This is a genomic window from Streptomyces herbicida (genome assembly GCF_032656585.1).
Classification (GTDB): Bacteria; Actinomycetota; Actinomycetes; order Streptomycetales; family Streptomycetaceae; genus Streptomyces; species Streptomyces herbicida.
Genome location: NZ_JAUYWJ010000033.1, coordinates 1 through 24355, shown reverse-complemented (window position 1 = coordinate 24355; position 24355 = coordinate 1). Strand labels below are relative to the sequence as shown.

Here is a 24355-nt window from a genome sequence, read left to right as displayed (position 1 = left end):
CGGCCAAGTCAGCCCTAACGATCACTCAAGCATCGCCCGGCACCTGGCCCGACGGATACATCTGCCGAACTTGCTCGGACCGCGCTGTTCGGACACGGGGCACCTGCCCAGGATGCGGCCAGGACCATGCTCTTCCAGGGCTCCGTCCTGGTGACGGGGCAGCGATCTGCACTACCTGTGCCGGCTTCTCCCAGACTTTCGACTGCTCGCGCTGCGGTTTCGAGGGCAAGCTCCTGGGCGGGCGGCTGTGTGAACGCTGCACGCTCACCGACCGCCTCACCGTGCTCCTGGACGACGGCACCGGCCGTATCCGTCCCGCGCTGGTCCCGCCGTTCGATCTGCTGGTGGGGATGGAAAGCCCAGAAGCGGGCTGGCCTGGCTGGAGATGCGCCGCGGCCAGCCGGGAAACGCCTCACGGCTGCTCCGGCGGCTCGGCCTCGGCGAGATCCCGCTGACCCACGACGCCTTCCACGAGCTCCAGCCCTGGCGGGCCGCCGCTCACCTGGAAGAACTCCTGATGACCAGTGGAGTCCTGCCCGCGGTCGACAAGTACCTCTGCTCCTTCCAGCGCTGGCTTCCCGGGCATCTGGCCAGCATCACCGACCGCGAGCACGTCAAGACGATCAGGCTCTTTGCGACCTGGCGCGTCCTCGCGCAACTGCGGGCCCGCGCCGAGCGGAGCCACATCACACCCAGCGTCCGACGATTCGCCGCCGAGCAGATCAAGTACGCGACCACCTTCCTGCAATGGCTTGGCCAGCGGAAGCGCACCCTCGCGTCCTGCGGCCAGATCGACATCGACGCCTGGTATGCCGAGAGCAGCGAACACGGCCGCACCTGTCTGCGAGCGTTCCTCAACTGGGCCATGCAGACCCGTAACTGCCCGCGCTCCCTCTCCGTCCCCGCGATGAAGGTCTCCCGGCGGGCCGCACTGAGCGAAGACGAACGCCTTGATGCCCTTGGCCGGCTGCTGACCGACACGGAGATTCCGACGCGTCTGCGTGTCGCCGGGGTCATCATGCTCCTCTACGCACAGCCCGTGAGCCGCATCATCCGGCTCAGCGTCGACGACGTGATCCACGACGGCGACACCGTGCTGCTTCGGCTCGGCGAACCCGCCTCACCCGTACCCGCACCAGTCGCTGTCCTGCTGCTGGAGCACATAGCGGACCGCGACAACATGAACACCGCCACCAACCCCGCTTCCCGCTGGCTCTTCCCGGGCCGCCGGGCAGGACAGCCAGCCCGCCCCGACCACCTGTCCGCGCTCCTGAACGAAGTCGGGGTCCCGGCCGCCGCTGCCCGCGGCGCCGCAATCCGCCAGCAACTCCTCGAACTACCCGCCTCCGTCGTCGAAGACGCTCTCGGCTACCACGACAAGTCCACCACCCGGCTCCTCAAGGAGGCCGGCGGGACATGGAGCCGATACGCCCAAGGCGACCACACACGTTGACCATGCACGCGCCCAGACCAGTGCCCGCGGTCATGCGAACGGCGGGCTCGCGCACTCACCTGCTAAGATCCCCGCCAGTAGTGAGCCTTCCCGGCCCGGATACGACATCCACCGGGGAGGCTTTTTTCATGCCCTGGGCCGCTTGTCCGGGGACCAGCACTGATCAAACGGGCGTCAGCCCCGAGCCTCGTTATCGCCGATCCGGCCATGCGGGGCGCGCCGGTTGGCCACCTCTGCAAAGGAGTCTCGTGCCAGACGTATCCATTCGCCTCGCAGGCATCGCCGACCGCCCCGTAGTGGAGCGGCTGTGGCTGATGTTCCGCCATGACATGTCGGAGTTCCAGGGTCTGCTGCCCAACGCTGACGGAACCTTCCGCAGCGACTGGCTCCACATGGCCTTCTCTGAGCCTGACTGGGCGCCATACCTCCTCACAAGCGGTGACAGCCCTGCTGGGTTCGCGTTCGTCCGCAGTTTGAACGACCCGACGCGCGTGCTGAACAGCTTTTTCGTGGTGCGCGGGGCACGGCGGGCAGGGATCGGGCTGAGCGCTGTTCAGGAGATCGCGGCCAGGCACCCGGGCTCGTGGGAAGTCGCGTTTCAGGATGCCAACATCACCGCGGTGCACTTCTGGCGTCGCGTCGCCACGAAGATCGCCGACGACACATGGACCGAGGAACGCAGACCGATACCCGGTCGGCCCGACTTGCCTCCTGACGTCTGGATCTCGTTCAACACCCCTGCGGTCACTCACGACTGAGCATTAAGCCAGGGAAGCCGCCGAACACACTCGGCGGCACCGCCCACGCCGACCTGGGCAAGGCAACGGGCCAGCGAGCTGCTTTCGCTACACACGGTCACCATCGCTCTCGCTTCCCCCAACAACTGACGATAGACGATTACGCCACCCCACCAGTACACCAGCGTCAGTTCAGCGTGCAGACTCCTCGCCCGCCCGTCTTAAATCACCTTCGGCCCGACCTGAGCTCGACGACCAGATTCTCGGTGGAGGCGGCGTCGTCGACATGCTGACCAACTTGCCGTCCGTATGGCGCGCCCATCTCCGTCTGCGTTCGTTGTTCGTCCCTACCTGATCCGCAACTCTTCCGGATGGATCAGGAGGGGCAGCCGTCCCTGGCTCGCGGGCCCGACAAAGATCAGAGCGAGCCAAACGCCGTAGGCCTGGCATTCCATCAAGGTCTGGAGCGGCTCAAACCGGTCCGTGACGGCCGCCAGGATCCTAACGAAGAGCCAGGTTCCGTACACGCTGGCGAGGTCGGCATGGATTCCTTCGAACGGGTTCGAAGAGATGTCGACCGTGTGGTCATTTTCCCGAGCCATTCGCGCCATCTCGTGCAGATTGGCGTGCACTGCTTTAGTAGGACTCCGTTAGGTCTTCCGGTTCTGCCGGTTCCTGGGCATGTTGGATGGGTGGACGCGCATGAAGTGAAACGGGTTCGGGCGAAGTTGGCGTTGTACGTAGCTGATGTCTTTGCATCGGTGCCGCGCAAGGACCGGCGGGCCAAGGGCGACTGCTACCTGCGGGGGCTGATGCTGGACGGCCGCCGCAAGTCGATCCAGGCCATGGCCGCTCGGCTGCCGGACGGCAACGAGCAGAACCTGCAGCAGTTCGTGAACCAGTCCACCTGGGACCCGGTTCCCGTGCAGCGTCGGATCTGCGAACGGATGCTGCCGCTCGTCGCCCCAACGGCCTGGGTGATCGACGACGTGTCGGTACCCAAGGACGGAAGAATGTCGGTCGCGGTAGCTCCGCAGTACTGCGGAGCCTTGGGCAAACGGGCCAACTGCCAGGTCGCGGTCAGCGTCCACGCTGTCACCGATACCGCATCCTGCCCGCTGCAGTGGCGGCTGTTCCTGCCCAAGGAGTGGTCCTCGGACACCGACCGCCGGGCCCTCACCCGCGTCCCGCCCGAGGTCCCGCACCGGGAGAAGTGGCGGCTGGCCCTGGACGTGCTCGACATGCTGGCCACGTGGGGCATGACGCCGCCCGTCGTGGTGGCCGATGCCGCCTACGGCACCAATGCCCAGCTGCGAGCCGGCCTGGCAGACCGCGGAATCGACTATGTGCTGGCCGTCCGCGCGGACGTCACCGCCCACCCGTTCGACGCCGAATCGGAATCCCCCGACCGCAAGGGCCCCGTCGGGTGCTGGCCCCACCCCCGCTACCGCCACCCCGCCCCCTCGGTGGCAGCCCTGACCGCCGGCCTCGGACAGGAAGCGTTCACCTCCCTCACCTGGCGGCAGGGCACGTCACCCTCTACCAGACCCTCGACGCCCTCCCAGACGTCCTGAGGTGCTCGACCGGCATCTGCACTACCTGCCACCAACCCATGCCCAGCAGGCCACATACAACATCAAGACCGAGACAGACCAAACGGAGTCCTACTAGACAGCGCGGCGACAGGCGACACCGGCTCCCGCTCGGGCCTCGCGAAAGCAGCTCGTCGGCACCGCCTCGCCGCCACAACTGCTGCTGCCACTGGTGGGCCGACTTCAAACTCACACGCAGCTGCCAGGCCACCTCGGGCGGTTTGACCTGCTGCGCGAACAGCTCCGCCGCCTGTATCCGCACCGCTTCCCGACGCCGCCGTGCTGCAGGCGTCAGCCCGCCCCCATCCGCGTATCTCACACACCACGGACTACCGACAACACCACACCCGCATCATCAAGTTCAGCAAACATCACCCTAACGAGCCGAGATCAGTAATCGGTGAACTGGCCGCGGAGACAGGAACCACCACCCGCGCCCTGCGCTTCTACGAGGAGCAGGGCCTCCTGGAGTCCGACCGGAAACCGTCGGGCTATCGCGTGTACAGCCCGCACGCGGTGACCCGAGTCCGCAACGTCCGCGACCTGCTCGCCTCTGGGTTCACCGTCGAAAACGTCCAGTCCTTCGTGCGGTACCTCGACACCGATCTGCCCGAGGTGTTCGAGTACTCGCCGTTGTGGGCCGCCGGCTAAGGCGTCGGCGCACAACGGGTGGCCGAGCTGGAGGAGAAGATCGCAGCCCTGACACGGCTGCGCGACGTCCTCGTTCATCGGATGCCCTGGCTGGCGACGCCCGGTGATGCCACGCAGAAAGGGGCTGCCTGATCCACCTTCTGACGTCCTTCGCTGAGAGGGCAGCTGGTCGCCGCCGCGATCCACCGGCCCGGCGGGCAGGCCGGACCGCGGTCTGCGACCGTGGCGGTCCACAATTCGTCGTTGATGGGGTGTCAGACGGCCAGGCTGGGTGCGGGGCCACATCGCCGGTGCGGGAGTGGCGGCAGCGGCGAGAGCGGCATGCCTGAGCCGTTCGGCAGGTAGCCGGGCCAGGCTGCCTGCAACTGTGCGGCAGGTACCCACCCGCTTCCCCCGCCCCGGTCGCGTCGCATCGGGTGAGCGGGCCCGTCATCACCGGGCGCAAGGCCCGACAGGGCCGGTCATGCCAAGCGGCTCTGCAGGCCCCGTGCCTCGTCCCTGGCGGTGCCCACCGCAGATTCATCGAGCCCGCACAGTCGCAGGCACGACGACGCGATGGCATCCGTGTCGGCCGGTTCGGGCTCACGGGAACGACGTATCTGAATGACGACTTCCACCAACTGGATCAGCAGCTCCCCGATCCGCTCGGCGGGCACGCTGCGGGCGACGCCCTCGGCCGCCGCCTGCGCGCCGAGAGTGCCGTAGCTCTCCTGCAATCGGCCCCGCTCTTCACGGAAGGCGTCGAACCGCTCGGACCGCACTTCCGGCAGCAGATAGAGCGTGCCGATGTTGTACGGAGTGCGGCAGAGGGTGCGGACGTCCATCGCGGCCATCACGTAGAGCGCCGCGGCTGGATTCGCGTGTTCGGGCACCAGTGCCTGGATCTGTTCCACCATCTGCAGACTGGGCCGCACGGAAGTGGCCAGCAGCTCGGCGAGGATCTCCTCTTTGGTGGCGAAGTGGTAGTAGAGCGAGGCCTGCCTGATGCCCACCCGCTCGGCGATCATCCGGGTGCTGGTACTGGCGATCCCACGTTCGACGAAAAGCGCCCCGGCGGCGTCGAGGATCTGTTCCCGGGCGGAGGTGCCAGGGTCGGACGGCGGTGTGTGCCGGGGTCTGCCTTGGCGGGGCCGCGTGATCGTCATGTCCCCATCCTGCCACCCCGGTGGCGGACACTCTCTCGTTCCCGCACCGGGGTTGTGGCCCTGTGGCCTCCGGTCATGCGGACGCCTGATAGGCCCTCCAGCCACCGAAGCGGGTGATGTCGGGTGCGCCCTGGACGGCGTAGGGCTCCACCAGGAAGCCGCTGATCTGCCGCCCGTCGGTCAGTTCGACGGTACCGATGGTCATCGGCGGGGGAACGGCGGCGGTGAACGCTCCGAATCCGGAAGCCGGCAGTCGCCAGATCTCGCCGTCGATGCCTGTTTGTGCGCCGCTGCCTGTTCCAAGGCCGCGGCCCGGCCCGGTGTTGGCGCCCGGTCTGCCCTCGGACACCCGGACCAGGCCCGGCTTGGGCGGCTCTGTGGTCAGGGCGTACAGGCGGTAGTCGCTGGTGGTGCGTGCCAGGCCCACCAGCGTGCCGCCCGCCTGTACCAACTGGGCGTTGAGCGGCTGCCCCGTGAGGTGGGCGCCGACCACGAACAGGTCGAGCCCGGGGTTGGCGAACCGCTCTGCCAGTGCGGCCAGCGTGCGGTCGGAGAACGCCGGGCCGGTGAACATGACGCCGAAGGGCAGGCCGTCCACGAAGCCGGCGGGCACGGCGAGAGAGGCGCAGTCCAGCAGGTTGGCGAAGTTGGTGAAGCGCCCCATGCGGGCATTGGCGCCGACCGGGTCGGCTGCCACTTCGTCGAGGGTGGGGTGCCAGGTGGTGGTCGGGGTCAGGAGGGCCGCGCAGCCGTCGAGGGCGGCGCGTCCGGCGGCGCCGAGGGCGGCGAGGCGGGCGGTGTCGGCGGCCCAGTCGGTGGCGGTCTTTTCGCGGCCGGCCAGCACGATGGAAGAGACGGTGGGGTCGAGGTCCGTTCCGATCAGGTGGCGGTTCTTCTCCAGGTGCTCGCCCACGGCGGCGTAGCGCTCGGCGACGAAGGCGCCGCCGTACAGCAGTTCCGCGGCTTCCAGCAGCGGGGTGATGTCGGCCTCGACGATCTCCGTCCCGGTGCTTGCGAGGCGGGCGACCGCGGCGTCGAAGGCCTGGCGCCAGCCGTCGGCCATGCCTTCCAGGTGGTGCGTACCCGGGATGGCAACTCTGGCGCGCGCGCGTGGTGGCGGGAGTTGGGTGCCGGTACGGGAGAGCGGGTCGGCCGGGTCCGGGCCCTCGACGATCTCCGCGGCGGTGCGGGCGAGCCGCAGGTCGCGGGCGAAGACGGTCACGCAGTCGAGGGTGTAGCAGGCGGGGACCACCCCGGTGACGGGCACCAGGCCCTTGGTGGGCTTGACCCCGACGATGCCGTTGAGGGCTGCGGGCACGCGTCCGGAGCCGGCTGTGTCGGTGCCGAGTGCGATGTCGGCGATGCCCATCGCGACCGCGACGGCGGAGCCGGAGGACGACCCGCCGGAGATGCGGGCGGTGTTCCAGGCGTTGCGTACGGGGCCGTAGGGGCTGCGGGTGCCCACCAGGCCGGTGGCGAACTGGTCGAGATTGGTCTTTCCGAGGACTACCGCGCCGGCCGCGCGCAGTCGCGCTACGGCGGGCGCGTCGGCCCGCGGCCGGTAGGCGTATGAGGGGGCGCCCGCGGTCGTGGGCAGGCCGGCCACGTCGATGTTGTCCTTGACGGCTGCGGTCAGGCCGGCCAGCGGCAGTGCCGGGTCGATTGCGGCAGCCTCGGCGAGCACCTCGTCGCGAGGTCTGAGGTGGATCCAGATCTCGGGCCGGCCGGCGCTCTCGATGCGGCCGTAGGCGGCCTCGACGCGTGCCGCCGGTGTCATGGCGCTCATGCCCTCACCGCCGCGAGGACCTGGCCGGGGGCGACCTGTTCACCGGGCTTGACGTAGATCTCCAGTAGTGTGCCGGCAGCGGGGGCGCTCACCTTCGACTCCATTTTCATCGCCTCCAGGCTGAGGATCGGGTCACCCTCGGCGACGACGGTGCCGGGCTCGGCGACGGTCTGCCAGACGGTGGCGGTGAACGGCGCGGTGACCGGGACCGCGCCGTCCGGGACGGCGACCGCGGCGGTACCCGCGGTGGCGGGTTCGGGATCGTCGCGCCGGTCGAACTCGCCGGCGGCCTGCCATCGGTTCTTCTCGGCGTCGAAGGCGGCGCTTTGGCGTTTGCGGAAAGCGGCGATCGAGCCGGCCTCGGCGGAGAGGAAGGCGTTGTAGTCGGCGATCGAGAAGACCCCCTCCTCGGTCTGGCAGGCGCCGCGGCCGGCGTCGGTCTCGGCGCGCAGTTCGAGCAGTTCCTCTGCGGTGACGGGGTACCACTGGATGCGGTCGAAGGAGCGCAGCGCCCACGGTGAGTCCTGGAAGAGGCCGCCCTTGCGGAACCGGTTCCAGATCTGCACGGTGCGGCCGACGAACTGGTAGCCGCCGGGCCCCTCCATGCCGTAGATGCACAGGTAGGCGCCGCCGATGCCGACGGAGTTCTCCGCGGTCCAGGTGCGTGCCGGGTTGTACTTGGTGGTCACCAGGCGGTGTCGCGGGTCGAGGGGGGTGGCGACGGGGGCGCCGAGATAGACGTCGCCGAGGCCGAGCACCAGGTAGGAGGCGTCGAAGACGGTGCGGTAGACGTCATCTGCGGTCTGGAGGCCGTTGACGCGGCGGATGAACTCGATGTTCCAAGGGCACCACGGAGCGTCGTCGCGCACTCCTGCCATGTATCGCTCGATGGCGAGCCGGGTCGCCGGATCGTCCCAGCTGAGTGGCAGCCGCACCGTGCGGGAGGGGACCACCAGCTCATGGCTGGGCGGGACCTCGTCCTCCAGTTCGCGCAGCAGGGCGGTGAGGTCGCGGGCCTTCAGCCGGCGGGCGTCGGTGTGGACCTGCAGTGAGCGGATGCCCGGGGTGACGTCGATGATTCCGTCGGGCGCGTGCACGGCGAGGGTCTCCTGCAGGGCGTGCACGCGCATCCGCAGGCCGAGATCGAGCACCATGGGGCCGTATTCGACGAGGACGTTGTCGTCGCCGTCCCGGCGATAGGTGACGCAGGGGCGGGCGTCGGTGGCCTCCAGTCGGCCGAGTATGCCGTCGTCACCGTCTCCGCCCGCACTGATCAGTGCGGGGGAGGCACGGCGGGTGTCGAGGGCGGCCGCTTCGGCTTCCTTGACCGGTACGAAGCGGACGGTGTCGCCGGGGCGGAGCTGGCCCAGCTTCCACAGTTCGCCGCTGGCGACCACCGCCGGGCAGACGAAGCCGCCGAGGGACGGCCCGTCGGGGCCCAGGATGATCGGGGTGTCGCCGGTGAAGTCGAGCGCACCCACGGCGTACGGCGTGTCGTGGATGTTGGAGGGGTGCAGCCCGGCCTCGCCGCCGTCCTGGCGGGCCCACTGGGGTCGGGGCCCGATTAGGCGGATGCCGGTGCGGGCCGAGTTGTGGTGCACCCGGTAGTCGCTGGCGTAGAGGGTGTCGATGTCCTCGCGGGTGAAGAACTCGGGTGCCGCGTGCGGGCCTTCGGTGACACCGATCTGCCAGTGCGGGGTGATCGCGGGCCTGCGCTCGGGTGGGGTCGGACGGCCACGGGCGGGTACGGCAGCCTTGGGCCGCAGGACGTCGCCGGCGAGCAGTGCCCGCCCGCCGTGCCCGCCGAAGCCACCGAGGGTGAACGTCGAGGTACTGCCCAGGTATTCGGGTACGTCGACGCCGCCTTGGACGGCTACGTAGCTGCGCAGGCCGGGACCGTGGCAGGCGCCGAGGACCAGGGTGCCTCCGGCCGGGACTGCCACAGGCTCCCACAGGGCGGCCGTGGTGCCGTCCACCGTGACCGGGACGGGGGAGCCGGTGACAGCGACCATGCCGGCGGCCGAGAAGCGCAGGCTCAGCCCGCCCCCGGTGACCTCGAGCGCCGGCGCCTGGGCCGGGTTGCCGATGGCCAGGTTGGCTTCGGCGAAGGAGACGGGATCGAAGGGCCCGCTCGGCGGTACGCCGACATGCCAGTAGCCGAGTCGGCCGGGAAGGTCCTGGACGGTGGTCATTGCTCCCGGCACCAGCACGTCTATGCGCGGCTCGGGGTCGGCGGTGGTGGCGAGGGTGCTGGTGCTGTGCGCGGCCTCGCGCACCTCGCCCCGCACGGTCAGCGAGCGCAGCAGGCCCAGGTTGGTGACGACGCCGTCGACTCGGCTGGCCGCCAGGGCCTGGCCGAGTACATCGAACGCGGTGTCGCGGTCGGGGCCCTTGGCGATCACCTTGGCGAGCATGGGGTCGTAGTACGGCGAGACCTCCAGGCCGGTCTCGGCGAAGCCGTCGACGCGGACGCCGGGGATCTCGTCGGCTCCCTGGCCGGGGAAGGCCGCCCGGGTGATCAGGCCCGAGGAGGGCGTTGAGTCCTTGCCGGGGTCCTCGGCGTAGACGCGGGCCTCCACGGCATGTCCGGCGGGCCTCCACTCCCGCTCGAACACCGAGTCGTCGACCCTGCCGTCGCGGGCCAGGGTGAGCATGAGTTCGACGAGGTCGACGCCGTACGCCTCCTCGGTCACCGGGTGCTCGACCTGGAGCCGGGTGTTGACCTCGAGGAAGGCGGCCTCCTCGCGCACGGGGTCGTAGACGAACTCCACGGTCCCCGCGCCGCGGTAGCCGACCGAGGCGAGCAGCCGGCGCGACGAGACCTGCAGCAGTTCGCGGACCTGGGCGGGCAGGGCTGGGGCCGGGGCCTCCTCGATCACCTTCTGATTGCGGCGCTGCAGCGAGCAGTCGCGGTCGCCGAAGACGGCGATCCGGCCGGTGCCGTCGCCGAAGACCTGCACCTCGACGTGGCGGGCCGGCCGCACCTGGCGCTCCAGGAACACCCCGGCCGACCCGAAGTTGGACTCGGCGAGCGCGGCCACACGGGCGAAGGCGTCGCGCACCTCGTCGGCGGTGGCGCAGGCCTGCATGCCGATGCCGCCGCCGCCACCGGTGGCCTTGACCATCACGGGCAGCCCGATCGACGCGGCCGCGGTGACGGCCTCCTCGGGGCTCGCGAGCAGCTCCGTCCCGGCCAGCAGCGGGACTCCGGCCGCCTTGGCCAGGGCGCGGGCGGTGTGCTTCTCACCGAAGGCGGTGATCTGTTCGGCGGTCGGGCCCGCGAAACGCAGGCCGGCCTCCTCGACGGCACGGGCGAAGGCGGGGTTCTCGGAGAGAAATCCGTAGCCCGGGTGGACGATGCCGACGCCGTGGGCGAGCGCGGCCTCGATGATCGCGTCGCCTCGCAGATACGAATCGCGGGCGGGCGCCGGGCCCAGGCGGACCGCATGGTCGGCCTCGCGGACGTGCGGGGCGGCCCGGTCGGCGTCGGAGAAGACGGCGACGGTGCCCAGGCCCATCTTCCTGGCGGTGCGGATGATGCGGCGGGCTATCTCACCGCGGTTGGCGACGAGAACAGCGCGGGTCACGCGGCATCCCCCGGAGTACGCGGCGTCTGCTCGGACCGTGGACTGCGCGCCGTGGGGCCCGGGCGTGCGGCACCTGCCGGGTCCACGACGATCATCCGCAGCGGGGTCGGGTTGAAGTCGTTGCACGGGTTGTTCATCTGCGGGCAGTTCGACACCATCACCAGGACGTCCATCTCGGCCCGCACCGCGACCCGGCGGCCGGGCGCCGACATGCCGTCCACGATGCCCAGCGCGCCGTCCGCCTCAACGGGCACATTCATGAACCAGTTGAGGTTGGAGACGATGTCCCGCACCCCCAGACCGCGCCGGCAGGCCTCGGCGAGGAAGTTCTCGCGGCAGCCGTGATGGAACATCACGTGGTGGCCGTAACGCAGGGTGTTGGACTCCTTGCCGCAGGCGCCGCCGATGGTGTCCTGACGATCGATCTCGTTGGCGACGACGGTCATCAGCGGGCGGCCCTCGCCGCTGCGCAGCACGGTGCCGGTGCGCACATAGGCGTTGCCCTGCCAGGCCAGGGTGTCGGGGACGCTGTAGCGCTCCTCGGGCTCGTCGGCGTTGTAGAGCAGACAGTCGGCTGACTGGTTGCCGCCGACGTCGACGATGGTCAGGACGTGGCCCTCCTTCACCACAGCCGACCAGGGCCCGTTAGGGGCCACTTCGTCGTCCAGGACGACAGTGCCCTCGACCAGGCTCGCTCCCCAGTCCAGAGTGGAACTCTCGGCGTACAGCGCGCCGACCGGGACGGTGGAGGCGACGGTGCCGCCCGAGGTGGTCGGACAGGTGGTCACCATGTTCTCGGTCTGAGCGGTCGCCATGTCACAGCCCCCAGGCTTCGCAGTAGTCGACGGTGTTGAGGTAAGCCCGGTGGAGCTCGGGCGTAGCGGTGAACCGCGGCTCACCCGGACCGGTGGCGGCGCCGCGCCAGGCGTGCACGCGCAGCGGTCCGACGACGTAGCCGGGACGCGGGTCCAGCGGGTGGGCGACATTGGCGACCAGCACCAGAAGGGGCATTTCCGCGACGAGTTCGACATACGCGCCCGGACCCGCGCTGCCCCGCCAGGCGAGGGCGCCGTCCGCCTCGACGCGTACGCCCTGGAAGAAGGACAGGCTGGGCGGCAGGTCACGCCGGCTCAGGCCGTGCTTTGCGGCCGCCTTGAGGAAGAGCCCGCGGCCGGACGGGGACGGCCCGTGGGAACGGGCGTCACCGTACTTGCGTTCGTTCCAGGCGTCGGTGGTGGTGCCGCAGAAGGCGTCGTGCCGGCCGGAGGAGTCACCGGTGACCACGGCCATGACCCGGCCGTCACCGGACAGCAGGGGGTGGTTCTCGCCCAGGTACGCCTGCCACGGGACCTTCTGGGTGTCGGCGACATTGAGCCGCTCCACTGGTTCCAGCGCGTTGAAGAGCAGCAGATGAGCGCAGGCGTCACCGGTCGGGTCGTCGAAGCGCAGCCGGGTGCCGCGGGCGAGGACCTTGTGGGTGTAGCCGCCGGGCGCCACCGACTCCGCCCACACCAGGGCGGCCGGGTCCACCCCCGGCGGGCAGTGCGGGCTGCCGGACGCCGGAAGGTACGGCATCCACTCGCCGGCCCGTCCGCCCTGGGCGCGGGCGTCGTCCCGGGCACGTCGGACACTGTCGGTCAGGTGCAGATCACGAACGCTGGCGGAGGCCTGCCTGGTGGGGTGCTGGTTGTGCGGTCCGCTGGCCGTCGCCCCTTCGGCTGTGGTCATGGATGTCCCGCCGTCCCTTCGTCGGTGCCTATCAGTACGTCTGGGTCGCGTCCCGCGGGCCGCCGAACCCATCAGGCGGGCTCGGTGACGGTCACGGCCTGGGCAGGCGGCTCGAAGTGCGTGTGGGGCACGTGCCTCAACTCGATGCGGCGGTGCAGCCGGCGACCGAGGAAGTAGGTGGCGCCGACGGCAAGGCTGAGCCCGATGAAGAGCAGGGCGCTCCACCGCAGCCACCATGTGCCGTCGGTGAGGTCATAGATCTCCGGACGAGGCCAGATCAGGTTGACGGTCATGCCGGCCTGGTAGAGCACGGCGAGCGCGTTGACCGCCATCCCCCAGCGGCCCAGCGAGAACAGCGGCCGGCCCGTCTCGTCGACGCCCCCCGGTAGCCCCCGGTACCGGATCCGAGCGACCAGCTGCGGCAACGTCACACCCAGATAGGCCAGGTACAGCATGGCGATGCAGAGGCTGGAGAGGGCGGTGAAGATCGCCGACTGGCGAACGTTCACCACAAGCGCGATCGCGGCGCCCACGCCCACCACGATCGACGTGGTGATCGGCGTGCCGGTACGGGTCGAAACCTTGCCGAGGTGTCGGTGGAACGGCAGGGCGCCCTCGCGCGCCATGGAGTACATCATCCGTGCCCCGGAGGTCTGCACGGCCAGGGTGCAGGCGAACACGGCGACCGCGACGCAGCACAGCAGCAGCCGCCCCAGAACGTCTCCCAGCCGGTCGGTGAGCACCCAGGAAAGACCGCCAACGGCCAGGTTCCCGTCGGTCAGGCTGCTCGCCGCCATCAGTCCCGAGAGGATCAGCAGCGCGCCGCCGACGCCCGAGATGACCAGTGCCCGCAGGATGGTCCGGGGTGTGGTCCGGCGCGGGCTGTGGGTCTCCTCCGCCAGTTCGCCCGCCGAGTCGAAGCCGACCATGACGTACGCCGCCATGAGCGAGGATGCGAGGAAGGCCCCGAAGTAGCCGCTGTGACCGGCCCAGCCAGTGTGGTGGGCCACCACTTGTGGGCCGCGCTCGGGCAGGAAGAACAGCACCAGCACCAGTGCGATCACGCCGACGATCTCGACCGTGACGCCGATGCTGGTGGCGGCGGCCATCTGGCGGATGCCCAGGATGTTCACCAGCGTGGTGACCACCAGCAGCAGGCAGCCCAGAAGGACCGCATTCTGCGCGCCGGTCGCAGAGGCGACCGACGGGTCGGCGCCCGGCCCGCCGACGAGCTGGAAACCGGACCAGATGCCCGGCAACACCGCCTGCGCCGCGATCGCGGCCGCCGCGACGGTCAGGATCTGCCCAATGATCATGATCCAGCCGACGAACCAGCCCGCCGTGGTGCCGGCCAGTCGGCTCGACCACTGATAGATCGATCCGGAGATGGGCCAGCGCGCCGCCAGTTCGGCGAAACAGAGCGCGACCAGCATCTGGCCCGCGAAGACGAGCGGCCAGGTCCAGAAGAACGCTGCCCCACCGAGGCTGAAGCCGAGTCCGAACAGCTGGAAGACAGTGGTGAGGATCGAGACGAAGGAGAAGCCCGCGGCGAATGACGCGAAAGCGCCCACTCCCCGGCGAAGTTCCTGCTGGTAGCCGAGGGGAGTAGTACTCGTCGTGACGCCACCGTTGGGGCTTTGCCCAGGGGTGAGTTCGGGCTGACCCATCACGGCACCTCCGATCTGCCAAGGATTACCTGTCAGATGACAGGTATTGCGATGGTGGGGCGGACCGGTCTCACGCCTGGGTCGCAGAGGTAAACTTCGTGTATCCGGGGCCACTTGCTGTGTGACCTCCCGTTCCATACCCGCCGCCCGCTTGCTCCGCCTACTCAAGATCGTTGAGGGATGGCGAGGGCCGCCCCAGCACATGCCGACGGTGTCGCGGTCACGGGACCGCTGACGCCCGGTTGGCACAGTCCCTGCTCATCGCGTCCTCGCCACGCGGGCAACGGTGCCGACAGCAGTGCAGGCGGTCGAAACCGTCGTCGGCGAGAGCGAGGTGAGCGCGGCCCTGGACGACCGGGCGCTGGTGTCGGACCGGGCCTGTACCACTGGCGGTGGTTGCTCCCCGAACAGTGGCAGGCCAACGCGCGAGTCTTCCTGGAGAACCGGCAGGTCACCGGAGGAGCGCTGCCCTCGACCGATCTGCCGCAGCAGTCCTGGCCGCACGTTGCGAGGTCGTGTCCCGCGTCGTGGTGCCGGGATCAAGCGTTGCGCGGCGCTCCGGTATGAGGCCCCTGACGATCTCCACAGAGACGGCAGGCAGCCACGAGGCGCCCTGCTGCGGCGAGTCACTCCGCACCTGGACCTCACAGCTACCGGCACCACGACGCTAGGGTCCTGATCATGGTCACTCGTTCACAGCCAGCCCCGAAGATCGCTAATCGGGGCCAGAAGGCCCGTTCCCCTGGAGCCAGAAGACTCGTTCGAAACCAGTGGGCGTTATCGCTCTGTTGGACCGGCCACAACTCCTCGCCATCCAACCGCAACTCGCTCAACGTCATCTCGGTTTCGACCATGCGCTGAACAGCCTTCTCGAACTCCTCGGCGTAACGGAATGTCAGCCCGAAGCGCGGAACGGGTGGCGCCGTTTCCCGGTGCCTTGCCACGCGTGTCAGGTACGGGCTGGCTGCCGGGGTGCTTGTCCGCTTGGTCACAAATAGGAGAAGTCGGCTTTGTGTCGGGAGAGCGGTGGTGATGATGGAGGGATGGCCGGACTCGGGGGATGCCGCCAGCGGCGCAACTGGCAGCTGATCGGCGCCCTGTGCGCCCTGGCAATCGTGGTGTGCAGCGTGTACGCGGTGCGGGAGATCATCCATGGCGGGCTCCAGCCGGCCGACACCGCGGGCCTGCTCGGCCTTCCCCTGGGCGTGGCCGGGCTCGTGGCCGCGGTGGTGGCGCTGCGCAAGCCGGTCGAGGGCAACGACGCCGAGCTCGCCCGTGGCTGGGCCGCGACGCTGGCTGGTCAGGTCGAGGCCGGGGAGAGCGCGGTGTGGCGGCAGTTGCTGGGCGATGACACCCGGCGCATCAACCTCGCCTACGTCCTGCACCCGGCCGCGGTCCGCCCGGCCGCTGCCCCGGCTGCCGGGCGCCTGTTCGCAGACGGCCCAAGTCTGGCGACGCTGCCGGACATCGTCACCTACTACCGCGACACCCGCCCGCTGAGGCTGGTTGTGACCGGTGCCGCCGGGGCCGGGAAGACGGTCTTGGCCCTGGAACTGCTGCTGGCCCTCATCGACGGCCGCGCCGAGGACGACCCCGTCCCGGTCCGCATCCCGCTGTCCTTGTGGGACACCGAACGCCAGTCCCTGACCGAACTGCTGCAGCAGCGGCTGGTCGAGGCCTACGATTGGCCCGCTGACCTGGCCGCCGGCCTGGCCCGCCACCACCTCATCCTGCCGGTCCTGGACGGCCTGGACGAGATGGACCCCCCGGCCCTCGACGGCTCCCCCGACCCCGCCGCGCCCCGCGCCACCGCCGTCATACGCGCCCTCAACGCCTACCAGCAAGGCCGCTACGCCGGACCCCTCATCCTGACCTGCCGCACCCGGCACTACGACGCACTCGCCCCGCACACCACAGTCCTGGACGCCGCCCGCATCACCGTCGCCCCCGTCGACACCGACGACGCTCGGGACTACCTCACCGGCCGCGCACTCGACCCAGCCCGCTGGCAGCCCCTCACCGACCACCTGACCGCCCACCCCGAGGGGCCCCTGGCCACCGTGCTGTCCACCCCCTGGCGGCTCTGCCTGACCGCCACCGCCTACCACCACCACGGCGACCCCGCCGAACTCCTCACCCTCCCCGACCCTGACGCCCTGGACCGCCACCTCCTGGCCCGCTACATCCCCGCGGCCACCCGCACCACCCCCAACCCCCACGGCTACACACCACAGGACGTCCACCGCTGGCTCCACCACCTCACCACCCACCTCGACCCCACCGGCACCCCCCAAGCCACGGCCACCACAGGCTCGGAAGCCACCGACCTCGTCCTGCACGAACTGTGGCCCCTCGCCGGACGCACCCGCGTCCGCACAACCGACACCCTCCTGACCACCCTCGCCGTCCTCACCACCCTCCCCCTCGCCTGGACAACCCCCAAGCCGGTAACAGGCGTGCTCGCCGCCGCGATCTGCACGCTTGCCGTCCTGACGGGAACGGCCGCCGCCCTCACGACGACCGACAGCCCTCATCGTCTGCAAAACCCGGTCAGGAACCCTCAAGCACGCAGAGACCTCGCGGCCTCGCTCGCGTACGGGCTCGCGCTCGGGCTCACGCTTGGGCTCACGGCCGGGCTCGCGCTCGGACTCGGGTTTACGCTCCTGGACGGGCCCGCGGCCGGGCTCACAGCCGGGCTCGCGCTCGGCCTCGGGCTCGGGCACACGCTCGGGTTCACGCTCGGGCTCGGACTCGGACTCGGACTTGCGCGGGAGCCGGACACAAGCCTCGGAGCCCAGGCCAACATCGTCAGCGACGCCCTGACCAGGCTCCGGCCCGGGCTCGGATCCGGGCTCGCACGGGAGCCGGACACAAGTCTCGGAGCCCAGGCCAACGCCCTGATCAGGCTCATGGTCGGGGTCACGGCCGGGGGTGCGCTCGGGATCTTGGGCGGGGAGATGGCTGGGATCACGTTCGGGATCACGTTCGGAATCACGTCCGGGCTCCCGGCCGGGCTCACGCTGGGGCTCACACTCGGGCTCACGGTCGGCATCGCGGCCGGCGCGCAGGCTTCGCGCCGGTATCTGGTGTTCCTGATCTGCTCGCGCCGCCGTCTGCCGTTCCGGCTCGGCCTGTTCCTGGACTGGGCCGTCACCGCAGGACTCATGCGCAACAGCGGATCCGACTACCAATACCGCCACCGCGAACTCCAGCACTGGCTCCGCCAACACCCCCACCCCCCACCCCTGCCCTGACAGCACAGCCACGCCGGAAACGATCAGCTGGCCCCTGCTGCGCAGCGCCGCGTTCCCCTGCCCTCCCCGCTCGCCGAGGCCTTACGCCACCGTCGAAGGGTGCGGCTCCTTTGGAGGGGCCCTGTACCGGAGCCGGTCTTGGCGGCTACCGGGCTGGGGCGCCGCGTCAGTCCCTGGCATGATCACGCCTGTGGGTGTGATGTATGACTACTTCTCCGCGGCATCGGACGAGGCGGCCGCCACGACCATCGACTTGCCCGGCGGGCCGGATGGTGCAGGGGAGCCGCTGCCGATGCCCGTCCCGGAGATCGTGCGACGTTATGGGCGCGACGGCCTTCGCGAGCTCCTCAGGCCACGGCTTCGGCTGGCCGAGACGGGGTTCCATGTCGTGGCCACCAAGGGGTTCGACTCGACGACCGATCTCGGAGCGATCGAGGGGATTCTGACCGGGGTCGACTTCGACGAGTTCCTGGCACGGCCCCGGACCTCCCACGTCGTCGCCGAACGCGACGGAGGCGAGCGCCTGGTGCTCACCCTCAGCGACGAGCTTCAAGGCGCCCTGGCAAGGGTGGAGGACGCCGAACTGACTGCGGCGGCACGGCACTGGGCCGCAGAGCAGGGGTCTGGTGATACCGACGCGATCGGCGGCCTGCTGCACGAGTTGGCGGAACTCGCCCGCGGGGCACAACAGCGCGGGGAACGGCTGTACTGCTGGACCTGCGTCTGATCGACCCGAGTCCCGCACTTACCCCGGAGGACGGACGCGTCGGCTTTGTGCTGGTAGGACCGTCCCTCCAAAGGAGCCACACCCACCGTCGAACCCGGCCTTGCCAGCCCGGAGAACTGCCTACTGTCGCCCTGGTCAGGGGCGACGACGGAAACTACAGCGTCCAGCCGCACCGGCTGGTCCAGGTGGCCTCCCTGTCCCCCGCGCGCCCGAGCGGGGTGCGGAGATCCTCATCACCGATACTCCGGGCGTCGCGCCCATCTGCGGGACCCGGCTGCCCAGCTCGGCCGTGCCGCCGATCCCCCAGCGGCACTACACCGTGAAGTTCAGGTCCACGTCTGCTCGGGTTCGATACTCGAATACGCTCGGAAAACGGATCAGGGGAGATTTATGTGATGCCGGGTATTCAGCTTCGAGAACACCAGATTGCCGCGAATTCCTGCATCCGGGATTGGGTGGGATTTCCTGCACGCTGTGCGGTGCCTCCTCGGGGGCGCGGGCCACGCTGGTGTCCGCGACCGGATCGGGGAAGACGATCACGGCTGCCGCGGCCGCGCTAGAACTCTTCCCGGCCGGGCGAATCCTGGTCATGGTGCCCACCCTCGACCTGCTAGTGCAGACCGCGCAGGCCTGGCGGCGGACCGGTCACCACGGGCCCATGGTCGCGGTGTGCTCCCTGGAGGGCGACGCCGTCCTGGACGCACTCGAGGTGCCCACGACCACCAACGCAATCCAGCTCGCCCTGTGGGCGGGATCCGGGCCGGCAGTGCTCCTGGCGACGTCGCCTCTCTCGTGGACCGGAACGACCCCGACGACCCGACAGGCCAGGCGGCCGTGCCCGGGCCGCTGGAGACGGCGCTGGCGGGCGGGCCGCGGCTGTACGGGCAGACCATGCAGCCCTTCGACCTCGCCGTCAACGACGAGGCCCACGCCACCGCCGGCGCCCAGGGCAAAGCCTGAGCCGCCATCCACGACCAAGCCCGCATCCCCGCCGACTACCGGCTCTACCTCACCGCCACCCCCCGCATCCTCGCCTCCCCCCCTGCCCGTACACGGCCCGGACGGGCACGAGATCGAGATCGCCTCCATGGTCTCCGACCCGGACGGACCGTACGGGGAGTGGATCTACGAACTCGGGCTCGCCGAGGCCATCGAACGCGGCATCTTCGCCCCCTTCGAGATCGACGTCCTCGAAATCCACGACCCCGACCCGCTCCCCGACGACGCCTCGGAGGAGATGGTGCGCGGCCGGCGCCTGGCCCTGCTGCAGACCGCACTGCTCGAACACGCCGCCGCCCACAACCTGCAGACCGTGATGACGTTCCATCACCGGGTCGAAGAAGCCGCCGCGTTCGCCGAGAACCTGCCCAAGACCACCGCCGCACTGCACTCGATGCCGGCCGCCATGTCCCGCCCCACCGGGTATGGTCGGCGTGGCTGTGCGGCGACCACCTCGTATCCGAACGACGCGAAACCATCCGCCAATTCGCCAACGGGCTGGACAGTGAGAGGCGGCGGGTCAACTGGGCATTCCTCGCCTCCGTCCGCGTCCTCGGCGAAGGCATCGACATCACCGGCGAACGCGGCGTGGAAGCGATCTGCTTCGCCGACACCCGCGGCTCCCAAGTCGAAATCGTCCCAGAGCATCGGCCGGGCCCTGCGACCGAACACGGACGGCACGACCAAGGTCGCCAGGATCATCGTGCCAGTCTTCCTCCAGCCCGGCGAGAACCCGCAGGACATGGTCGCCAGCGCCTCGTTCCGCCCCCTTGCGGCGGTGCTCCAGGGCCTGCGCTCCCACTCCGAACACCTCATCGAAGACCTCGCCTCCCCCGCCACCACCAGCGGACAACGCACAATCCACCTCCGGCGCGACGCCGACGGACACATCATCGCCGCCCTTGCCGGCGCCGAGGGCGAGGGCCCGGCCGACGAGCGTGGGCGCGGTACACGGCCGACGCTGCTCCACTTCTCCAGCCCCCGCAACGCAGCGACCATCGCCGCGTTCCTGCGCAACCGCGTCTACCGACCCGAATCACGCGTGTGCCTCGAAGGATTCCAGGCCCTCAGGCGCTGGCGCACCGAGCACGGCATTACGGGGCTGTACGCCGTCCCGTACGACACCGATGTCCCCACCGGCGTCACCGACTCGTACCCGCTCAGCAGGTGGGTGCACCAACAACGCAAAGCCCGCCGAACCGCAGACCTCGACCTTCACCGGATCCAGCAGCTCGACGACGAAGGCATGGTCTCGGGAACCCGGCGAAGAAGCCTGGGAAAACCGGCTCGCCATCCTGCGGTCCTACCACCGCGCCCACGGACACCTCGCCCCACGCCAGGACGCCCTGTGGGAAGGCCCCGACCCAGACGGCCCGGACGGCACAAGCGTCCCCATCGGCCAGCTCATGGCCAACCTCCGCCGCCCCCACGGACTGGGCAAAAACCCCGAACGGGCCCAGACCCGAGCCGCACAGCTGACCGCCATCGACGCCGACTGGAACTGCACCTGGCCACTGGACTGGCAACGCCACTACCGCGTCCTCGCCGCCCTAGCAGGCGACGAACCCGGCGGCCGACTCCCCGACATCGCCCCCGGCGTGATGCACGAAGGCGACGACCTCGGCACATGGATCACCCGGCAACGCCGCAACTGGACCGAACTCACCAAAGAACAACAGCAACGGCTGTCCAAGCTGGGCATCACACCCGTACCCCGGCCCGAACCAGCTGCAACAGGCACCAGGGGCGCCAGGAATACGGAGAAGAAGCCTTCACCGTCCTTCCAGCGCGGCATCGTTGCCCTTGCCCAGTACATCGCCCGCGAAGGACACCACCACGTCGGGCGCCACCACCGAGAAAGGGTCGTGCTCGAGGGCCAGGAACACGAACACAAGCTCGGGGTCTGGTACGCCAACCAAAAGCAGCGACGCAACTCACTCACCCAGCAGCAACGCGCTGCGCTCGCAGAACTCGGCGTGGAATGGGCGTGACACCATCTGCGAGCATTCGATTAGTCGGTAGGTCAAGCGAGGTGCACAGCATGGGACTCCGGGACGTCAAGGCAGGTACCCGGGGCCTCGCGCTTCCTGACTTCTGTTGCATTCCCTCACAGGGCGTCGGGGCCCGGTTGAAGTGAGGCGTTGACTCCACCTATGTCTCATATACGTCTTCGGTGCGGGCTCAGCACCACCAGCCCGGCGTCGACGGAGACCAGGGCCCTGAACACGTCCCGTTTCGGATATGCGCTGTTGAGCTGTCCACGAGCTGTCGGCCGGCGTCATGCCGCGGCACCGAGATGGCGCCGTTCCCGGAGGTCGTAGCCGGGGCCGCGCAGCTTCCGGGCGCGACCGCGCTGGAACGGCGAGCTGGTCATGTGGGAGGAGGGCCGGTTCACCTTGGAGCGGCTGCAGAACCGCCCGCACCGGCGCGGCACTTCGCGTTCCTGGGCGTGGTTCGTGCCGCTAAGAGGTCGCACGGTTAGGCGGCAGGGCTGTCTGGCAGGTGGGCAGGCACAGGTTCTGTGATGTTGGAGTTGCTGACGCTCTGTGACGGTTCGATCCGGCTCACCGGCTGGGCTGCCACCAGCGCCGGATCGGTAGCGAGCTTCGGCGGGTTCCTGGTGGGGCCAGCTGACTATGGGGTTGAAGGCGTGTCTCATACTGGCCGGATGGACAGCACCTCCATCCGGGACTCCTACGACGCGGTCGCGGACGTGTACGCACAGGGCTTCACTGCGGATCTGGCCTCCAAGCCACTGGACCGCGCCATGCTGGCGGCCTTTGCCGAGCAGGTTCCGAACGAGGGCCCTGTTGCTGACGTGGGATGTGGACCTGCCCAGGTGGCGTGTTTCCTGGCCGACCTCGGAGTTCCGGTCCTGGGCTTTGATGTGTCCCCAGGCATGGTGGACGTGGCCCGGGCACGGAGGCCTGGCCTGGATGCGCGGGTCGGATCGATGCTCGACCTTCCACTGAGCAACGGAGAACTGGCCGGTGTGGTGGCGTTCTACTCGCTGATCCATCTCCAGGTCGAGGAGCGGCCGCTGGCCTATGAAGAGTTCGCCCGGGTGCTGCGGCCGGGGAGGCCTTGTCCTCGCTGCCTTCCACGCGGGCCAGGAGGTTCGGCATCTGGACTCCTGGCTTGACCATCCAGTCTCGCTCGACTTCTTCGCTCTGCGCCCCGAAGAGGTGGCCGCGGGCCTTGCTGCTGCCGGGTTTGCAGTAGAGGCAACACTGATGCGCGGGCCGTATCCGGGCGAAGCGGACACCGAGCGCGCGTATCTGCTGGCCCGCAGGTTGGGATGACTCGCGGGTGCACAGATTGGTGGCCGATCAGGGCCGGCGTTGGGGGCGTGCATCCCAGCGGTGGGTGGTCCAGGCTCGCCGGATGAGGCTGCGGACGGTGATGATGGTGTCGGCGAGGTCGAAGAAGGCGTCGACGACGGCAGTGCGGCGCTCGTAGCAGCGGGCGAGGCGGTGGAAGGCGTTCTGCGTGCGTCCGACATGCCACCGCTGACTGGCCTGGATCGGCGCTTTCTCGCCCTTGTGAGCGATGCGGCCGCGCAGGTTGCGGGCGGTGAGTTCGGTGCGGGTCTTGTCCGAGTCATAGCCGGCGTCCAAGTGCACCGTGATGTCGACGGGTAGCGGCCCGAGATCATCCAACAGGTCCAGGGTCGGTGCGAGTAGCGGAGAGTCGTGGCGGTTGGCGCCGACCAGGACCCGGCCGAGGGGGATGCCGTAGCCGTCGGTCATCCCGGAGCGCTTCATGCCCTGTTTGCCCCGGTCGACCGGTGAGCGACCGGCCGCCTGGCCGCCGCCAGACGCCTTGGTGATCGCGCCGTCCACCGCGATCTTTCCTCAAGGATCTCCCCCTCTGAGTATGTCGATGCCGGGCAGCAACGCCTGTCGGTGAGTTCCAGCAACGACTGGGTGGGGTCGGCGTCTGGAATGTCGATGAGTTTCAGCAACGCCGCCGGGGCTGCAGTCAGTGTCCTCCGACGCCGAACCTTGACCGATTGCCACTTGAAGTTTGACCGACGAGTTTCATCCGGGGGACAGCGCTCCAAGTTCGCCGTCGGGTTACTGTGCTGTGGCTTTGCGCTCCCTGCGGGACCGCAACCACGGGACCAGGTGCCAGGAGGCCACCACCGCCGCGGACGTCACCGCTGTGGTCAACCAGCCCCTGTAGATGTCCGCGAGGCCGGTGACGAAGCGCATGAAGACGGTGAACACAGCCCAAACCATCAGCCAGCGAGCCGCCTTGACCATTCGTCCCTGTCGTCGCATGGCGCGAGCATATCCGCGGGCCTGAAGGGGAACAGACGAAGGGGCGTGGCTCACACAGAGGTCAAACTTCAGTGGCAATCGGTCACGTTTCAGCGTCAGAGGACAGTCAGGTAGTAGGACTCCGTTACGTCTGTGTGTCGGCCTTGTTCAGGGGCAGTCTGAATGGGTGGACGCACATGAAGTCAATCGTGTTCGGGCGAAGTTGGCGTTATTCGTGGCGGATGTGTTCGCCTCGGTGCCCCGCAAGGACCAGCGGGCCAAGAGCGACTGCTATCTGCGGGGACTGATGATGGACGGTCGCCGCAAGTCCATCCAGGCCATGGCCTCGCGGCTGCCGGACGGCAACGAGCAGAACCTGCAGCAGTTCGTGAACCAGTCCCCGTGGGATCCGGTGCCGGTGCGTCGGCGGATCGCTGAACGGATGGTGCCGCTGATCGGCCCGGAGGCCTGGGCGGTCGACGACGTGTCGTTTCCCAAGGACGGTCAGATGTCGGTCGGCGTCGCTCCCCAGTACTGCGGTGCGCTGGGCAAGCAGGCCAACTGCCAGGTCGCGGTCAGCGTGCACGCGGTTTCCGACGCTGCCTCGTGCCCGCTGAACTGGCGGCTGTTCCTGCCCCAGCAGTGGGCGCATGACGCCGTCCGACGAAAGCGGACCGGTGTGCCGGAGGACGTCGGGCACCGGGAGAAGTGGCGGATGGCCTTGGACGCCCTGGATGAACTGGCCACATGGCGCCTTGTGCCGCCGG

At 69.4% G+C, this 24355-nt stretch carries 15 protein-coding genes and 4 pseudogenes; 9 read left to right on the top strand and 10 right to left on the bottom strand.

The window, feature by feature from the left end:
• The first annotated feature begins 385 nt into the window (after positions 1-385).
• The gene (locus Q8A52_RS43395) at positions 386-1453 is read left to right on the top strand and encodes a hypothetical protein (RefSeq protein WP_316762852.1); all 1068 of its coding nucleotides are present in this window, start codon (positions 386-388) and stop codon (positions 1451-1453) included.
• A gap of 248 nt (positions 1454-1701) precedes the next feature.
• Positions 1702-2211, top strand: a complete 510-nt coding sequence (locus tag Q8A52_RS43390) for a GNAT family N-acetyltransferase (protein WP_316762851.1) — start codon at positions 1702-1704, stop codon at positions 2209-2211.
• Between the two features lie 326 nt (positions 2212-2537).
• On the opposite strand, the gene Q8A52_RS43385 is transcribed toward Q8A52_RS43390, so the two are convergent.
• Positions 2538-2822, bottom strand: a complete 285-nt coding sequence (locus tag Q8A52_RS43385) for a hypothetical protein (protein ID WP_316762849.1) — start codon at positions 2820-2822, stop codon at positions 2538-2540.
• A gap of 60 nt (positions 2823-2882) precedes the next feature.
• Here Q8A52_RS43385 and Q8A52_RS43380 point away from each other — a divergent pair.
• Positions 2883-3722 (top strand): annotated as a pseudogene (locus Q8A52_RS43380) (IS701 family transposase); the annotation flags it as partial.
• A 136-nt stretch (positions 3723-3858) separates the two neighbouring features.
• On the opposite strand, the pseudogene Q8A52_RS49495 reads toward Q8A52_RS43380, so the two are convergent.
• A pseudogene (locus tag Q8A52_RS49495) lies at positions 3859-4101 on the bottom strand (helix-turn-helix domain-containing protein); the annotation flags it as partial.
• On the opposite strand from Q8A52_RS49495, the gene Q8A52_RS43375 reads away from it, so the two are divergent.
• Positions 4062-4433, top strand: a complete 372-nt coding sequence (locus Q8A52_RS43375) for a MerR family transcriptional regulator (RefSeq protein ID WP_316762848.1) — start codon at positions 4062-4064, stop codon at positions 4431-4433. The pseudogene Q8A52_RS49495 and the gene Q8A52_RS43375 sit on opposite strands and share 40 nt — an antisense overlap.
• 461 nt (positions 4434-4894) lie before the next feature.
• Here the strand turns inward: Q8A52_RS43375 and Q8A52_RS43370 are convergent, their stop codons facing one another.
• From Q8A52_RS43370 to Q8A52_RS43345, 6 genes are all read right to left on the bottom strand, one after another.
• On the bottom strand, positions 4895-5578 hold the full coding sequence (locus Q8A52_RS43370) for a TetR/AcrR family transcriptional regulator (protein ID WP_316762846.1): 684 nt from the start codon (positions 5576-5578) through the stop codon (positions 4895-4897).
• A gap of 73 nt (positions 5579-5651) precedes the next feature.
• Positions 5652-7355 carry an allophanate hydrolase gene (locus Q8A52_RS43365; protein WP_316762973.1) on the bottom strand — a complete coding sequence of 568 codons (1704 nt, stop codon included), beginning with the start codon at positions 7353-7355 and terminating at the stop codon, positions 5652-5654.
• A gap of 5 nt (positions 7356-7360) precedes the next feature.
• Entirely contained in the window at positions 7361-10951 is a 3591-nt protein-coding gene (uca, locus tag Q8A52_RS43360; protein ID WP_316762844.1) for an urea carboxylase, read from the bottom strand.
• Positions 10948-11766, bottom strand: coding sequence for an urea amidolyase associated protein UAAP2 (locus Q8A52_RS43355; RefSeq protein WP_316762842.1), 819 nt, complete (start codon positions 11764-11766; stop codon positions 10948-10950). Before Q8A52_RS43355 ends, uca begins: the two co-directional genes overlap by 4 nt.
• 1 nt (position 11767) lies before the next feature.
• Positions 11768-12679 (bottom strand): urea amidolyase associated protein UAAP1, encoded by a 912-nt coding sequence (locus tag Q8A52_RS43350; protein ID WP_316762839.1) that lies wholly within the window; start codon positions 12677-12679, stop codon positions 11768-11770.
• 71 nt (positions 12680-12750) lie between these two features.
• Positions 12751-14346 carry an amino acid permease gene (locus Q8A52_RS43345; RefSeq protein ID WP_316762838.1) on the bottom strand — a complete coding sequence of 532 codons (1596 nt, stop codon included), beginning with the start codon at positions 14344-14346 and terminating at the stop codon, positions 12751-12753.
• A gap of 1043 nt (positions 14347-15389) precedes the next feature.
• Here Q8A52_RS43345 and Q8A52_RS43340 point away from each other — a divergent pair.
• The 4 genes and pseudogenes from Q8A52_RS43340 to Q8A52_RS43325 all read left to right on the top strand — a co-directional run bounded on the left by Q8A52_RS43340 (position 15390) and on the right by Q8A52_RS43325 (position 22468).
• Positions 15390-17600, top strand: a complete 2211-nt coding sequence (locus tag Q8A52_RS43340) for an NACHT domain-containing protein (protein WP_316762835.1) — start codon at positions 15390-15392, stop codon at positions 17598-17600.
• A gap of 190 nt (positions 17601-17790) precedes the next feature.
• Positions 17791-18327 carry a hypothetical protein gene (locus Q8A52_RS43335; RefSeq protein ID WP_316762832.1) on the top strand — a complete coding sequence of 179 codons (537 nt, stop codon included), beginning with the start codon at positions 17791-17793 and terminating at the stop codon, positions 18325-18327.
• Positions 18328-18722: 395 nt separating this feature from the next.
• Positions 18723-21317: pseudogene (locus Q8A52_RS43330) on the top strand (Helicase associated domain protein).
• 533 nt (positions 21318-21850) lie between these two features.
• Positions 21851-22468: a class I SAM-dependent methyltransferase gene (locus tag Q8A52_RS43325; protein ID WP_316762830.1), complete on the top strand. Its 618-nt coding sequence runs from the start codon at positions 21851-21853 to the stop codon at positions 22466-22468.
• Between the two features lie 187 nt (positions 22469-22655).
• On the opposite strand, the pseudogene Q8A52_RS43320 reads toward Q8A52_RS43325, so the two are convergent.
• Both Q8A52_RS43320 and Q8A52_RS43315 read right to left on the bottom strand, forming a co-directional pair.
• Positions 22656-23177, bottom strand: a pseudogene (locus tag Q8A52_RS43320) (transposase); the annotation flags it as partial.
• A gap of 225 nt (positions 23178-23402) precedes the next feature.
• Positions 23403-23609, bottom strand: a complete 207-nt coding sequence (locus tag Q8A52_RS43315; RefSeq protein WP_316762826.1) for a hypothetical protein — start codon at positions 23607-23609, stop codon at positions 23403-23405.
• Between the two features lie 166 nt (positions 23610-23775).
• Here Q8A52_RS43315 and Q8A52_RS43310 point away from each other — a divergent pair.
• A partial coding sequence (locus tag Q8A52_RS43310; RefSeq protein ID WP_316762823.1) for an IS701 family transposase occupies positions 23776-24355 on the top strand: 580 nt, incomplete at its 3' end.

Excerpts from the sequence above, each read along its gene's own strand:
- Q8A52_RS43370 (WP_316762846.1), bottom strand. The coding sequence starts at position 5,578 with ATGACGATCACGCGGCCCCGCCAAGGCAGACCCCGGCACACACCGCCG.
- Q8A52_RS43350 (WP_316762839.1), bottom strand. The coding sequence starts at position 12,679 with ATGACCACAGCCGAAGGGGCGACGGCCAGCGGACCGCACAACCAGCAC.
- Q8A52_RS43365 (WP_316762973.1), bottom strand. The coding sequence starts at position 7,355 with ATGACACCGGCGGCACGCGTCGAGGCCGCCTACGGCCGCATCGAGAGC.
- Q8A52_RS43315 (WP_316762826.1), bottom strand. The coding sequence starts at position 23,609 with ATGCGACGACAGGGACGAATGGTCAAGGCGGCTCGCTGGCTGATGGTT.
- Q8A52_RS43395 (WP_316762852.1), top strand. The coding sequence starts at position 386 with ATGCGCCGCGGCCAGCCGGGAAACGCCTCACGGCTGCTCCGGCGGCTC.
- Q8A52_RS43340 (WP_316762835.1), top strand. The coding sequence starts at position 15,390 with ATGGCCGGACTCGGGGGATGCCGCCAGCGGCGCAACTGGCAGCTGATC.
- Q8A52_RS43345 (WP_316762838.1), bottom strand. The coding sequence starts at position 14,346 with ATGGGTCAGCCCGAACTCACCCCTGGGCAAAGCCCCAACGGTGGCGTC.
- Q8A52_RS43325 (WP_316762830.1), top strand. The coding sequence starts at position 21,851 with ATGTTGGAGTTGCTGACGCTCTGTGACGGTTCGATCCGGCTCACCGGC.
- Q8A52_RS43355 (WP_316762842.1), bottom strand. The coding sequence starts at position 11,766 with ATGGCGACCGCTCAGACCGAGAACATGGTGACCACCTGTCCGACCACC.